This is a genomic window from Campylobacter sp. CN_NE2, assembly GCF_027797465.1.
Classification (GTDB): domain Bacteria; phylum Campylobacterota; class Campylobacteria; order Campylobacterales; family Campylobacteraceae; genus Campylobacter_B.
The window spans coordinates 111115-125639 of record NZ_CP115608.1 but is presented as its reverse complement, the minus strand read 5'-3'; the positions used below and the strand labels follow the sequence as shown (position 1 = coordinate 125639).

Annotated in this window: 9 protein-coding genes, 1 tRNA gene and 3 rRNA genes; 3 read left to right on the top strand and 10 right to left on the bottom strand. The window is 38.9% G+C overall.

Annotated features, from left to right (window positions below):
- Nucleotides 1–106: 106 nt before the first annotated feature.
- From PF028_RS00655 to purB, 3 genes are read right to left on the bottom strand one after another with little or no spacing between them, the layout of a single operon-like run.
- Nucleotides 107–1066: a helix-turn-helix transcriptional regulator gene (locus PF028_RS00655; RefSeq protein WP_270860742.1), complete on the bottom strand. Its 960-nt coding sequence runs from the start codon at nt 1064–1066 to the stop codon at nt 107–109.
- Between the two features lie 52 nt (nt 1067–1118).
- Entirely contained in the window at nt 1119–2522 is a 1404-nt protein-coding gene (locus tag PF028_RS00650) for an anion permease (protein WP_270860741.1), read from the bottom strand.
- A 17-nt stretch (nt 2523–2539) separates the two neighbouring features.
- Nucleotides 2540–3895, bottom strand: coding sequence for an adenylosuccinate lyase (gene purB, locus PF028_RS00645; protein WP_270860740.1), 1356 nt, complete (start codon nt 3893–3895; stop codon nt 2540–2542).
- Nucleotides 3896–4233: 338 nt separating this feature from the next.
- Between purB and PF028_RS00640 the strand changes: the two genes are divergently transcribed.
- Nucleotides 4234–4845: a LysE family translocator gene (locus PF028_RS00640; protein ID WP_270860739.1), complete on the top strand. Its 612-nt coding sequence runs from the start codon at nt 4234–4236 to the stop codon at nt 4843–4845.
- Between the two features lie 73 nt (nt 4846–4918).
- On the opposite strand, the gene PF028_RS07745 is transcribed toward PF028_RS00640, so the two are convergent.
- From PF028_RS07745 to nspC, 7 genes are all read right to left on the bottom strand, one after another.
- The gene (locus PF028_RS07745; protein WP_443101123.1) at nt 4919–5437 is read right to left on the bottom strand and encodes a ComEA family DNA-binding protein; all 519 of its coding nucleotides are present in this window, start codon (nt 5435–5437) and stop codon (nt 4919–4921) included.
- A 155-nt stretch (nt 5438–5592) separates the two neighbouring features.
- Nucleotides 5593–6519 (bottom strand): competence protein CoiA, encoded by a 927-nt coding sequence (locus tag PF028_RS00630; protein ID WP_270860738.1) that lies wholly within the window; start codon nt 6517–6519, stop codon nt 5593–5595.
- 156 nt (nt 6520–6675) lie between these two features.
- A 5S ribosomal RNA gene (rrf, locus tag PF028_RS00625) occupies nt 6676–6792 on the bottom strand.
- A gap of 125 nt (nt 6793–6917) precedes the next feature.
- Nucleotides 6918–9824 (bottom strand): 23S ribosomal RNA (locus PF028_RS00620).
- Nucleotides 9825–10338: 514 nt separating this feature from the next.
- Nucleotides 10339–10415 (bottom strand) — tRNA-Ile (locus PF028_RS00615).
- Nucleotides 10416–10638: 223 nt separating this feature from the next.
- Nucleotides 10639–12149, bottom strand: a 16S ribosomal RNA gene (locus PF028_RS00610).
- Together the 16S, 23S and 5S rRNA genes with 1 tRNA gene alongside form the textbook arrangement of a ribosomal RNA operon.
- Nucleotides 12150–12503: 354 nt before the next feature.
- On the bottom strand, nt 12504–13658 hold the full coding sequence (gene nspC, locus PF028_RS00605; RefSeq protein ID WP_270860730.1) for a carboxynorspermidine decarboxylase: 1155 nt from the start codon (nt 13656–13658) through the stop codon (nt 12504–12506).
- Between the two features lie 84 nt (nt 13659–13742).
- On the opposite strand from nspC, the gene PF028_RS00600 reads away from it, so the two are divergent.
- Nucleotides 13743–13964 (top strand): MoaD/ThiS family protein, encoded by a 222-nt coding sequence (locus PF028_RS00600; protein WP_270860729.1) that lies wholly within the window; start codon nt 13743–13745, stop codon nt 13962–13964.
- Nucleotides 13965–13984: 20 nt separating this feature from the next.
- Nucleotides 13985–14419, top strand: a complete 435-nt coding sequence (locus PF028_RS00595; RefSeq protein ID WP_270860728.1) for a molybdopterin synthase catalytic subunit — start codon at nt 13985–13987, stop codon at nt 14417–14419.
- The last annotated feature ends 106 nt before the right edge of the window (nt 14420–14525 follow it).

Below are 14525 nucleotides of genomic sequence, written 5' to 3'. Positions count from 1 at the left end.
TTAGGAATAATTTTATCTAAATTTGATTAAAAAAAATTAAATAAAGGGATATTTTACCAAATTTAGTAAAAATTTATATAAATTCAAGGTGAATTTCATTCATTTTTTAATTTAAAAATTTGCCTAAATTTTTCCCAAATTTTAGATAATCCATAATTAATTTATCAAATTTATCCCTTGTTGATTTCGGCGAAAGTATTACAAAATCAGGAAACCAACGCCTTGCTAGTGGCATTAGCATATCATCGCTACTTATGGTAAATTCGACCACTCGCCATAAATTTTCTAAAATTTCATCGGTGATTTTTTGCGAAGCGAAAAATGTCTTTTTCTCGAAAAATTTAACCACTTTTGGCGAGATAGCCACTCGCACCACAAAGGGCTCGGCTCTGTATCCGTCGAAAAATGTTTCTAAATTTTGTATAAAATTTTCTGTGTATTTGTCGGTATAAAAAGTGTTTTTAAGCAACCTAATCTCATCTATAAAATTTACTCTTAAAACCTCGAAACCGCTGTTTTTATCGCAATCCCTGAGCGTTGCGACAGACCAATTTCCCTTTGAATAAATAAGCTTTAAAATTTTTACATTTTTTAAAATTTCATTATCGTATTTTAAATTTGTATATTTTTTAAATTTAATCGCTTGTTGAAGTTTGGCAAAAATATCTAAATTTGGCGTTTTTTCGTGCGGTGAGCCTTTTATTAAAAAAATTTCGCTTAGCTCTTTTTCGAGTTTCTCATCGACTTTTTTGTGCGCAGAAGGCAAAAATTTACTAAATCCGGGATTTATGATATGGAGCAAATCGATGAGTTTTTCGCTTTCGTTTTGGTATTTGTTGGGACTGATAAAGGTTTTGAAAAATTCTGTATTTTTGCAGATATAGCTTCCTTTGGCGAGTTTTGCGATAAATTCTTCGCCAAAAATCTCTCGCAGATCTTTTACATATCTTCTGGCTGTGCGGGTTGAAATGCCTGTTTGTAGGGCATAATCCTCGATGATTATCTCTTTTCCGCTAACGAAATCTTTAAGCAATTCCAAAATTTCAAAAACTTTTTTATTTGCCATGAAAAATCCAAATTTAAAAATTAAAAAGAGCGGAAAAATCCGCTCTTTTATTTTACCATAAACCTAGAACTTTCCACCAAATTCCGCCTATTACCGTCCAAATAAACAGATTTATCAGCGTTGTGATAAAGCCTAGTCTCCACCACTCGTTTTGGGTGTTGTAACCTGCACCAAAGATTATCGGTCCAGGAGCACCGCCGTAGTGGGTGATTGGCATCATGAGATTGCTTGCATAAGCAAACACGAGCGCTACGAAAACGCTAGGAGCTCCCGCTGCGATAGCAACTGCACCAAAAGCCGCATACATCGCAGTAATGTGCGCTGTTAAACTAGCAAATAAATAGTGCGAATAAACATAGATTAAAAGCAAAATTCCCATTATCAAAATCCAGTTTATATCGCCCATACCGCCTGCTACGGTGTCTGAAAACCACTTGATAAAGCCAAGTTTATTTAAACCGCCTGCAAGTGCGATTAGCGCACCCATCCACATTAGCGTATCCCATGCGCCTTTTTCGCCGATTACATCGTTCCACTCTAAAATTTTTAGAGCAACCATAACACAAACCGCTATCATACCGACATTGGTCGCATTTATGCCTGTTAAGCTTCCGGTTGCCCATAAAAGCAATGAGCCGATAAAAACGCCTAGCATACATTTTTCACTTTTTTGCATAGGTCCGATTTTTGCAAGTTCGGCTTTTGCGATTTCTTTGCCTTGTGGAAACGCCTTTATCTCAGGCGGATAAATTTTATAAAGCACAAAGGGGATTATTATAAGCGAACAAATTGCAGGAACTATCGCACCAAGCGCCCACAATGTCCAGCTAATCTCCACACCAAATGAGCTTAACGCTAAGCTTGCAATCAGCGGGTTTCCTGCCATAGAGGTTAGAAACATACCATTTGTAATGGTGTTTCCTTGCCAAAGCGTTTGCATAAAATATGCTCCTGCCTTTTTTCTGCTTCCCTCATCAGGCTCAGAACCTAACGCCTTAGCTAACGAATTTACGATAGGAAATAAAATTCCACCAGCCCTAGCACCACTACTTGGCATAGCAGGGCTGATAACCGCATCGCTTATGACGATGGAGTAACCTAGCTTTAAGGTGCTATCTCCCAAAAGCGAGATGATTTTATAAGCAATGCGCCTACCAAGCCCTGTTTTGATAAATCCGCGCGCTATCATATATGCGCTTACGATCAACCAAATAGTCGAATTCCCAAAACCAGCTAATGCTTCTGCTGGTTTCATTGTTTTGGTTAAAATCGTAACCGTAACGCCGATAAACGCAACCGCTCCTATTGGAAGCGGTTGGAGAATAAGACCTAAAATTGTGGCAAAAACTATGGCAAAAAGATGCCATGCTTGATCACTCACAGCCTCAGGGTGCGGACAAAACCATATAAGTATTCCGACAACAATGACTAGAATTCCTTTTGTAAGCTTATTCATAGCTTATCCTTTTAAATTTATCCGAAGTATTTTTTACTATCTTCGATAACTCTATCTACAAAAGTAGCACTCAATCCGACATATTTTTCAGGTTGCATGATTTCTTCTAAATCTGCTCTTGTGAAATATTTACTAACCTCTTCGCGCTCTAAAAGATCGTCGATTACTGGTTTGCCGTCTGTGAAGGCTTTCATACAAACTTCATAAACGATTTCGTGCGCAGTTAAACGACCAAGCTTTTCGCCTAGGTGTAGCATTACGGCTTCGCTTAGCATTGCGCCTTTTAGTGCGTTGAGATTTCTTTTCATATTTTGTGGATAAACAAGTAAATTTTCTAAAATATCGTTGATTTTTTCAAGCGCACCTGCGATTAAAATAGAGCTTTTTGGAATTGCGTCCCACTCGACCGCCTCGCAACCCCAGTCGCGCTCGTTTTCGCACTCCATAGCCTCTACCATTAAAGGTGCTTGTGCGCGGACAATTTTAGTTAGAGCGATTACGCCTTCGCAAACTTGCGGATTTCGTTTATGTGGCATAGTAGAGCTTCCTACTTTTCCCATGAAAAACGGCTCTTCAACCTCGCAAATTTCGGTTCTTTGAAGACTTAAAATTTCTCTTGCGATGCGTCCGATTGTTCCTGCGATTATCGCTAGCGTAGATACATACTCAGCCATGTGATCTCTGCTTGGGTGCCATGAAATCACAGGGATATTTAAGCCCAAATCCTCCATCATAAGTTTTTGCATTTCTAAGCCTTTGCCCTCTTGGCTCGCCATAGTGCCAACCGCTCCGCTTAATTGACCAACTAAAACTCTTGGAGTAATCTCTTTTAATCTATCAAGGCTTCTGCGAATTTCTTGCGCCCACATTGCAGTTTTAAAACCAAATGTAATAGGCAAAGCGTGTATTACATGTGTGCGTCCAGCCATAACGGTGTTTTTGTGCTCGGCTGAAATTCTTAATGCTTCTTTGTAGGTTTTTTCTAAAAGTTTTTTGATAAGCGGTAAGGCTTCTTTGATTTGCAAAACCATACCATTATCCATAATATCTTGGCTTGTCGCACCCCAATGCACAAATTCGCCACTATCATCATCAAAGACCTTTTTAAATTCTTTTAGCAAAGGAACGATTGTGATAGAGCTTTTGTAGTTTTCACCTATCGCGTCTAAATCTAAAAGCTCGGCTTTGGCAAATTTTGTGATTTGCTCGGCGCGTCTTGGCTCGATAATGCCTAGTTTTGCTTGCGCTCTTGCAAGAGCAGCTTCGGTATCTAGCCATTTTTGCGCTTTGTTTTCGTCGCTGAAAATCTTTCTCATCTCTTCGCTGACGAACATAACTCTAAAAACTCTACTATCTACTACACCTGATGCCATTTTGCACTCCTTAAAAAGAAATTTATTTTTCTAATTTTCTTGGCAAAATTTTACTGAATAAAAATGTCAGAAATTGTCCGTTTGGATTTTAAAAAATTTGGATTGTCGAAATTTAAATTAAAAAAGTGCGCTGTTTTGGGAATTTGCTGAAATTTGGCTAAATTTGATTTATTTAAATTTAAGCCCAAATTTAGGGAATAATTTTAAAAATAGTGTCAAAATTTGTCCGTTGAAATTTAAAAAATTTAAACTAGTAAAAATTCAAAAAAATATCCACTATAAATTTAAGTTAAAAAATTATATAATCACGCTTTAATTTTGCAATTTTAGGGAGCTTTATGCAAGCTTTTTTACAAGGAATTTTACTAGGTCTTGGCGTTAGTGTGCCGATAGGTCCTATCAATGTTTTGATTATGTCTTATGCTTTAAAAAGCTATACAAAAGCACTTTGTTTGGGGCTTGGCGCGATGAGTGCTGACGCATTTTTTCTGCTTTTATCAGCTTTTGGTGTAGCAAAACTGCTAAATTCGCCTAGCATTTTTAAAATTTTAGCCATTTTTGGGGCATGTTTTTTGCTTTATATGGCGTGGGGTATTTTCAAAAGTGCAAAAAATGAAATCAAAACAAAAAGCGTAAATACCTACGAAATCGGCTCTCACGCTTCGATTTATCTAAAAGGGCTTTTGCTAAATTTGCTAAACCCTTATGTTATAATGTTTTGGTTAAGTGTTTCGGCTACGACTGCCAAAATCGGCGGTAGCTTTGGCGTAGTTTTGGCTGGGCTTATTCTTGGAATTTTTTCGTGGATTAGCCTATTTCCGCTTGTGATTTATAAAAATCGCAAATTTGTTAGCCACAGAGTTGCGATGTGGCTAGCCTACATTTCGGCTTTGATTTTAGTATTTTTCGCATTTAGTTTGATTTATAAGACATTTTTCACACTATCGTAATAAAAATTCTAATGCAATCTTGGCAAATTTAAAGTCTGAATTTGCCAAGATTTATAAATTTCATTGATAAAAATTAGTCTTTTTTTGCTTTTTTAGTGCTTTCTTTTACTTCGTCTTTTGCTTTATTTGCAGTTTTTTCTGATTTTTCTTTTACTGTTTTAACTTTTTCTTTTGTTTGGGTTTTAGCCTTTTTGGTACTATCTTTTGCTTCTTTTGTCATTTCTTTTACTTCATCTTTTGCCTTTTTGACATTTTTTTCTGTTTTTTTGGCTTTTGCTTTTGCCTTTCTTTCTGCTTTTGCTTTTTCTTTTTCGATAGCTGATTTTAAATTTGTCGTATCGGTTTCGCCGCTAACGCTCAAATCATCTTTTAGCATTTCAAATCTTTTATTTCCGATACCTTTTATATTTTTTATATCTTCAATTCTTTCAAATTTATTTGATTTTCTATATTCTATGATGGCTTCTGCTTTCCCTGCACCAATACCTGGTAGCATCATAAGTTCTTTTTTTGTAGCTGTGTTAAGGTTTATCTGCGCAAACGCAAAACTCGCCACCGCCGTAACTAGAACTAGAATTTTAGAAAACTTCATTTTTGCTCCTTTAAAGAAAAGTTAAGAATTAAATCGTAACTTTAAATGGCTTAAAATTTGGTAAATTTGAAAGAAATTTAGTTAAATTTGTAAAAATTTTATAGATTATGAGTTATATTTTGGTATTGAAATCGATGAAATTTATATTTATCTAATTAAAATCGTCTAGGTGGTTTGCGAGATTTTAATTTAGGACGGCGACGCTTAAAGCTAACAAATGGAACATTGCGATAATACATTTTGTGAGATTGTATATTTTGTCTTTGTTTTCGGTATTGTATTAATTTCTGCAATTCATTTACGCAATTATTAACCAAATTTGCCCACAAACCACTTTTGGCAGTTTCAATAAAATACTGAATTGGAATTTGAATTAAATATCTATGAAAAATATCTTTCAAAGGCAATAAGCAAAAAACAGATTGTCTTAAATCATTGGGCTCATTAATTTCATTTAATCCCTTAAAATCAAAAACAACCGGAACACTGCTATTTAGCCAATTTTTAGGTAATAATTCGTCTGCAAAAGAAATTTCTAAAAGATTACCAACTTGTACAGGAAAAATCTCTTGACCACTAGAATTATAACCATATTGAACACCTGCTTCTTGTTCAATATATCTAATTTGAGAAATAGTTCTTGCATTTTTCGCAATCCCTTTCTCAAATCTTTTATAATCATTTTTAAGCTTTGTGCCATCAACAACCCAATTCATATTTTTATAAAATTGTTCGCGAGACAGCCTTTCTTCTGGCTTGATTGGTGAGTGCTGAAATTCTAATGTAAATCCATTTTCCGTGCAAACATCGGCAATATGTTTTTCGCCAGTCTCTTGGTCATATTTAATAATTTCTTGCCAATTTTCCGAAAAATAATTTTTCCACATACGATGCCAATCGGTCTCTACTTCATGCCAAGAATCGCAGTTTTTCTTAGATTTATGAGACCAATGGGCCATTTTCACTTCTCCGCATTTAGCAATTACTTCTGCTTTGCAACAAGGACATATTCCTTTTGCTCCTTTTGTAGCATGAACTCTTTTTCCATTTACTTCCGCAATTAACATATTAAATTTACCCACTTATTTATCGATTTGCAAAAATTTATATTACAAAAACACAAATTAAATTTGGATAAAACAACCCTAACCCAAAATTTCAACACCAAAAACCCAAATAATCTCAGATTTTAAAAAAAGATAAGAAGCTTAAAAAAAGAATAGAATAAATAACAACAAAGTCCGCAACGACCTACTTTCCCCGTCCCAGTAAGGGATAGTATCATCAGCCATGATGAGCTTAGCTTCTTGGTTCGGTATGGAGCAAGGCGTTTCCTCATCTGTATAGTCACGGACAGTGTTAAAAAAGGAAACTTTATAAGTTTGCTTTTTTAACACTGCAAAAGTCATCAAGCTTAATAAAATCTTTTACCATATTGTTAAAGGATTTCTAATACCTTTAACAAGGAAGTAATGCTTAAAAAGATAAGCAAACGAGCTATTAGTACCGGTCAGCTAAATGACTTTCATCACTTACACATCCGGCCTATCAAACAGATAGTCTTTCTGAGCTCTTAAAAGAAGATTCATCTTGGAGTTGGCTTCGAGCTTAGATGCTTTCAGCTCTTATCACATCCGAACTTAGCTACTCGGCGATGCTCTTGGCAGAACAACCGATACACCAGTGGTTCGTTCGACTCGGTCCTCTCGTACTAGAGTCAACTCTCCTCAATCTTCTTACGCCCACGGCAGATAGGGACCGAACTGTCTCACGACGTTCTGAACCCAGCTCGCGTACCGCTTTAAATGGCGAACAGCCATACCCTTGGGACCTGCTCCAGCCCCAGGATGCGATGAGCCGACATCGAGGTGCCAAACCTCCCCGTCGATGTGAGCTCTTGGGGGAGATCAGCCTGTTATCCCCGGGGTACCTTTTATCCTTTGAGCGATGGCCCTTCCACACAGAACCACCGGATCACTAAGACCGACTTTCGTCTCTGCTTGACTTGTGTGTCTCGCAGTTAAGCTGGCTTATGCCTTTATACTCTACAAGCGATTTCCAACCGCTTTGAGCCAACCTTTGTAAGCCTCCGTTACATTTTGGGAGGCGACCGCCCCAGTCAAACTACCCACCAGACATTGTCCTACCTGAGGATATACTCAGGCTAGTTAGCTACCCAAATAAAGAAGAGTGGTATCTCAACAATGGCTCACCATAAACCGGAGTCTATGGATCAAAGCCTCCCACCTATCCTGCGCATCTTTATCCAAGTAGCAGTGTCAAGCTATAGTAAAGGTCCACGGGGTCTTTCCGTCTTGCCGCGGGTAGGAGGAATTTTCACCTCCACTACAATTTCACTGGATCCCTCTTTGAGACAGCTCCCATCTCGTTACGCCATTCATGCAGGTCGGTATTTAACCGACAAGGAATTTCGCTACCTTAGGACCGTTATAGTTACGGCCGCCGTTTACTCGGGCTTCGATCAGATGCTTCGCGTGAGCTGACATCATCAATTAACCTTCGAGCACCGGGCAGGCGTCACACCCTATACATCCAATTGCTTGTTAGCAGAGTGCTGTGTTTATGGTAAACAGTCGGGAGGGACTCTTTGTTGTAACCTTCTTTGCTTACGGAGTAAATCTTTCACAAAGTTAGGCACACCTTATACCGAAGATACGGTGCTATTTTGCAGAGTTCCTTAAAGAGAGTTCTTCCACGCGCCTTAGAATACTCATCCCACCCACCTGTGTCGGTTTACGGTACGGGCAATATTAGCTAAACTTAGAAACTTTTCTTGGCTCGATAGTATCAAGGATTCTCCATCTACTCCGAAGAGCGTCAAGAGCCTTTAATGTCTCGGATAAAGAGTTACGGATTTGCCTATAACTCAACCTACACACTTAGACCAGCACTTCCATCAGCTGGCTCCCCTAACTTTAAGCGTCCTTCCATCGCACACTAATATTGGTATCGGAATATTAACCGATTTTCCATCGCATACCCCTTTCGGACTTTGCTTAGGACCCGACTAACCCTACGATGACGAGCATCGCGTAGGAAACCTTGGGTTTACGGCGAATATGATTCTCACATATTTTATCGCTACTCATGCCTGCATGCTCACTTCTATCCGCTCCACCACTCCTTGCCGGTATGGCTTCGACGCTGAATAGAACGCTCTCCTACCACTTACACAAAAGTGTAAATTTAAAGCTTCGGTACTTATTTTAGCCCCGTTATATTTTCCGCGCAGAATCACTAGACCAGTGAGCTATTACGCTATCTTTAAAGGATGGCTGCTTCTAAGCCAACCTCCTGGTTGTTTCAGTAACTCCACATCGTTTTCCACTTAAATAAGATTTAGGGACCTTAGCTGTTAATCTGGGTTGTTCCCCTCTTGACGACGGATTTTATCACTCGCCGCCTGACTGCTGTGATTACATTATAAGTATTCGGAGTTTGATAGGGTTTGGTACATTGGTGTATGCCCTAGCCCATTCAGTGCTCTACCCCTTATAATTACGACACAACGCTATACCTCGATATATTTCGGAGAGAACCAGCTATCACGATGTTTGATTGGCCTTTCACCCCTATCCACAAGTCATCCGGAGCTTTTTCAACAGCCGTCGGTTCGGTCCTCCACCGGTTCTTACACCGGTTTCAACCTGCTCATGGATAGATCACATCGTTTCGGGTCTGCAGCATCTGACTTAGCGCCCTATTAAGACTCGCTTTCGCTACGGCTCCGGGTTTCCTTAACCTTGCCAGATACCACAACTCGCAGGCTCATTATGCAAAAGGCAGTCCATCACCCTGATAAATCATAGGGCTCTGAATGATTGTAAGCAAACGGTTTCAGGTTCTATTTCACTCTGATCACCTCAGTTCTTTTCACCTTTCCCTCACGGTACTTGTGCACTATCGGTCTAGTAGTAGTATTTAGGGTTGGATAGTGGTCTACCCGGCTTCAGACAGGATTTCGCGTGTCCCGCCCTACTCAGGATACTGCTAAGTAAAAAGGAGATTTCGCATACGGGATTATCACCCTCTATGATTAAACTTTCCAGTTTATTCTGCTATCTGCTTTTAGTCTTTTATGCAGTCCTACAACCCCACTAGCAAGCTAGTGGTTTGCCCTCTTACGCTTTCGCTCGCCGCTACTAGCGTAATCTCTTTTGATTTCTTTTCCTGAGGGTACTAAGATGTTTCAATTCCCCTCGTTCGCTCCCGTAGGTAGTTAATATTACTATTAACTGGGTTGCCCCATTCGGAAATTCCCGGATCAAAGCCCCTTGACGGCTCCCCGAGACTTATCGCAGCCTGGCACGTCCTTCATCGCCTCTACTAGCCAAGGCATCCACCGTTTGCTCTTAGTAGCTTACCTTTTTTTACTTCATAATAAAATGAAGTATTAGACTATGTTAATATTCTAATTTGCATTACTTCCTTGTTAAAGATAAAAGATTTAATTTATAAATTTAAATTTAGTTAAATTTGAAGCTTTTAAATTTGATTTGTTAAATTTAATATCAAATTTGCTAAATCATAAAATTTTATAAATTGCTTTTACAATATTTAAATTTAAAACACCCAAGACGGAAAGCATTAACAACAACTAGATAAGTTTTAACTCTAATTGTTTGTGCCGTTAAACTTGATTTAGTAAATGTAAAATTTAAACTTTATGATTTAAATTTGAAAATTTAAATCTCAATCATTTAAATTTGGGATAACAAATTTACTAAATTTGCATTAGTGTCTAAATTTAAAGCTTTAACAAGATCCTGTAAAATCGTTTTTATTAAAACTTGATTGTGACTTTTAACAATGGTAAGTTAAGGAACATAGGCATAAAGCCTAATTTGAAAGCTAAAATTTAGCGCTCAAATTAAACTTTATGGTGGGCCTAACAAGACTTGAACTTGTGACCTCACCCTTATCAGGGGTGCACTCTAACCAGCTGAGCTATAGGCCCATTTGCTCGTTCTTTTTGCTTTATACTATGTCAGTTTTTTAAAAATCTGCGTCACATACAATCAAGTATGCTCCTTGATTTTCTCAAAACTTCCTTGTCTAAAACAAAAATAACTTTGCAACAAGACTAATTTAACTACTTCTAAATCAATCCCTCAAACCTAAACAAGGACGATTGAGTTTATGATGAATATCTTGTGAGAGAATATTCATTTGTACTCTAGAAAGGAGGTGATCCAACCGCAGGTTCTCCTACGGTTACCTTGTTACGACTTCACCCCAGTCGCTGATTCCACTGTGGACGGTAGCTAGTTTAGCATTCCGGCTTCGAGTGAAATCAACTCCCATGGTGTGACGGGCGGTGAGTACAAGACCCGGGAACGTATTCACCGTAGCATGGCTGATCTACGATTACTAGCGATTCCGGCTTCATGCTCTCGAGTTGCAGAGAACAATCCGAACTGGGACATATTTTATAGATTTGCTCCATCTCGCGATATTGCGTCTCATTGTATATGCCATTGTAGCACGTGTGTCGCCCTAGGCATAAGGGCCATGATGACTTGACGTCGTCCACACCTTCCTCCTCCTTACGAAGGCAGTCTATTTAGAGTGCTCGGCCGAACCGTTAGCAACTAAATACGTGGGTTGCGCTCGTTGCGGGACTTAACCCAACATCTCACGACACGAGCTGACGACAGCCGTGCAGCACCTGTCTCAACATTCTAGCAAGCTAGCACTCTCTTATCTCTAAGAGATTTGTTGGATATCAAGCCTAGGTAAGGTTCTTCGCGTATCTTCGAATTAAACCACATGCTCCACCGCTTGTGCGGGTCCCCGTCTATTCCTTTGAGTTTTAATCTTGCGACCGTACTCCCCAGGCGGTATACTTAATCCGTTAGGTGGATTACTGCCATGACTAGCATAGCAACAACCAGTATACATCGTTTAGGGCGTGGACTACCAGGGTATCTAATCCTGTTTGCTCCCCACGCTTTCACGCATTAGCGTCAGTTAAGTTCCAGTAGATCGCCTTCGCAATGGGTATTCTTCTTGATCTCTACGGATTTTACCCCTACACCAAGAATTCCATCTACCTCTCCCTTACTCTAGATTACCAGTTTCCCAAGCAGTTTAACGGTTAAGCCGTTAGATTTCACAAGAGACTTGATAATCCGCCTACGCGTCCTTTACGCCCAGTGATTCCGAGTAACGCTTGCACCCTCCGTATTACCGCGGCTGCTGGCACGGAGTTAGCCGGTGCTTATTCGTTAGGTACCGTCAGTGTTCTTCCCTAACAAAAGGAGTTTACGCTCCGAAAAGTGTCATCCTCCACGCGGCGTTGCTGCTTCAGGGTTTCCCCCATTGAGCAATATTCCCTACTGCTGCCTCCCGTAGGAGTCTGGACCGTGTCTCAGTTCCAGTGTGACTGATCATCCTCTCAGACCAGTTATGCGTCATAGCCTTGGTAAGCCATTACCTTACCAACTAGCTGATACAATATAGTCTCATCCTACACCGAAAAACTTTCCCGACTTAACTTGTGTTAAGAAGGAGTATGGAGTATTAGCAGTCATTTCTAACTGTTGTCCTCCAGTGTAGGGCAGATTAACTATACATTACTCACCCGTGCGCCACTAACTCATAAGAGCAAGCTCTTACTTGTCCGTTCGACTTGCATGTATTAGGCACGCCGCCAGCGTTCACTCTGAGCCAGGATCAAACTCTCCATAAAAAATGTATCAAAGATAAAAAGAAACTTTTTATCTTTTAACTTCAATTTATGAAGTTTTTAATCTAAAAACTTAATTGTTTGTAACTTTTAAATTTGACAATTATAAAAATTGCCTTTGGCTCAATCGATCACTTGTTTAGATTTCAAAGATTGACTAAAAGATAGTTTAACAATACTAATTTAAAAAACGCTTTTTAACAAAAACAAAATCTAGGATTTAGTCCGAGAAGGTTGTTTCCGTGAAAAGGAAATGTGATTATATATGAGGGTTGCTTAAAGCTACATTAAATTTTGTAAAAAATTTGCCAAATTTATAAAAATTTTTCAAAATTTGGCAAATTTTATCTAAATTTTCTAATTTCTACGACTAAATTCGTCATAGCCAAATTTTTTGATTTTCAAAATTTCTCCGCTTTCATCAACCAAAACCAAATCAGGTAACTTTATGCCGTTAAAGGTCGTATTTTTGACGATAGTGTAGTGAATTTGGTCTTCAAATATCACTCTATCGCCGATTTTAAGCTCGTTTTCAAACCTATATATAGGATTTCCCGCTTCCAAGCCCACAATGTCGCCAGCCAAGCAGGTATTTCCACCAAGCAGATAGGCAAATTTACCATCTTTGCTCTCGCCACGCACAGCAGGGCGATACGGCATAAGCACGGTATCGGGCATGTGCGCTTCTGCCGAAGTATCCAAAATAGCGATTTTTTCGCCATTTTCTACAATGTCAAGCACGCTAGCTACCAAATAACCGCACTCCCAGCCCACAGCTTCGCCCGGCTCTAAATAAACTTCCACGCCGTATTTAGCGCGAAATTCTTTTATCAAATTTATTAAAAGCTCCCTATTGTAGCCTTTTTTGGTTATGTGATGACCGCCGCCGAAGTTGATATGGTGCATTTGCGGGATAAATTCTCCAAAATCTGCTTCAAATTTAGCCAAAACTTTTGCCAAACTTTCGCTACTTTCTTCGCAAAGTGCGTGAAAATGAAGCCCCGAAATGCCTTTTAAAAACTCGCTATCTGCGTTTATTGCCTTTAAAAAATTCTCTTTTGTTATGCCAAGACGGCTAAATTTGCCACACGGATTGTAAGCATCAGTGGGCGAAAACGAAGTTTGCGGATTTATGCGAAGTGAGCATTTTACACCACTTTCAAGGGCTTTTGAGCGATATTTTTGCCACTGAGCGTGGCTGTTAAAAACTATATGATCTGAAATTTGCAAAATCTCATTCATATCATCATCTTTAAAAGCAGGAGAATATGTGTGAATTTCACCTCGCCCAATAAATTCTTTGGCAAATTTGGCTTCGTGCAAACCGCTGCAAGTAGCCCCGCTAAGGTATTTTGCGATATATGGCATAGCAAAAGAAAAGGAAAATCCTTTCAAAGCACATAAAATTTTTGCGCCACTTCTATCGGCTACTTCTTTTAAAATCCCTAAATTTGCGATAAGTTTTGCTTCTTCGCAGACATACGCAGGAGTTTTGATTTCATCTATTTTCATAATTTTACCTTTAAATTTTTTGGTTAATTATATTAAATTTTATGAAATTTTGGTTAGAATTTGGCGAAATTTAAAGGATAAGGTATGGTAAAAGTTGAATTTTTAGGACCGATTGGGCTAGAAAGTGCCGAATTTAACGCTTCAAATTTAAAAGAGCTAAAAGAGATTTTATCAAAAGATGAAAATTTGAAAAAATGGCTTGAAATCTCAGCAGTTGCGATAAATGATAAGATGATTTTTGATTTATACCACGATTTAAAAGACGGCGATGTCGTTAGCATCTTACCACCTGTTTGCGGCGGCTAAAACTCCAAAAAGGCGATAAAATGGAACTTTATGACGGCAGTTTAAATGTAAATGAGATAACGGCTCGTTGGTATGATGAGATAAAAGATAAAAATTGTGGTGCATTTATCACTTTTGTCGGCATTGTTCGCGCAGAAGACGGCATAGAAGCTTTGAGTTTCGACATTTACGAGCCGATTTTGCGCTCATGGCTTAGCGAGTGGGAGCAAAAGGCAAAATCACAAAATGCGTATGTAAAATTCGCCCACGCAAAGGGCGATGTAGCAGTGCATACAAGCTCGTATGTGGCTGCGGTCATCAGCCCGAAACGCAAAGTCGCGCTAAAACTTATCAACGAATTTGTGGAAGATTTTAAGGCAAATGCGCCGATTTGGAAGTATGATGTTGTGGGCGGAAGACGAGTGTATGCCGAAAGTAGAAGTCAAAAGCTAAAAGGTGCAGGTTTGCTTGGCTAAATTTGCAATTGAAACTAGCCTAGTTTTAATTCCCCATACTTGACGGATTAAGGTGCAAATTTAGGCAATTCCTACGCTCATTACCGACACAGGTAACTTCGCTTAA

Excerpts from the sequence above, each read along its gene's own strand:
- PF028_RS00650 (WP_270860741.1), bottom strand. The coding sequence starts at position 2,522 with ATGAATAAGCTTACAAAAGGAATTCTAGTCATTGTTGTCGGAATACTT.
- nspC (WP_270860730.1), bottom strand. The coding sequence starts at position 13,658 with ATGAAAATAGATGAAATCAAAACTCCTGCGTATGTCTGCGAAGAAGCA.
- PF028_RS00640 (WP_270860739.1), top strand. The coding sequence starts at position 4,234 with ATGCAAGCTTTTTTACAAGGAATTTTACTAGGTCTTGGCGTTAGTGTG.
- purB (WP_270860740.1), bottom strand. The coding sequence starts at position 3,895 with ATGGCATCAGGTGTAGTAGATAGTAGAGTTTTTAGAGTTATGTTCGTC.
- PF028_RS00655 (WP_270860742.1), bottom strand. The coding sequence starts at position 1,066 with ATGGCAAATAAAAAAGTTTTTGAAATTTTGGAATTGCTTAAAGATTTC.
- PF028_RS00600 (WP_270860729.1), top strand. The coding sequence starts at position 13,743 with ATGGTAAAAGTTGAATTTTTAGGACCGATTGGGCTAGAAAGTGCCGAA.
- PF028_RS07745 (WP_443101123.1), bottom strand. The coding sequence starts at position 5,437 with ATGAAGTTTTCTAAAATTCTAGTTCTAGTTACGGCGGTGGCGAGTTTT.
- PF028_RS00595 (WP_270860728.1), top strand. The coding sequence starts at position 13,985 with ATGGAACTTTATGACGGCAGTTTAAATGTAAATGAGATAACGGCTCGT.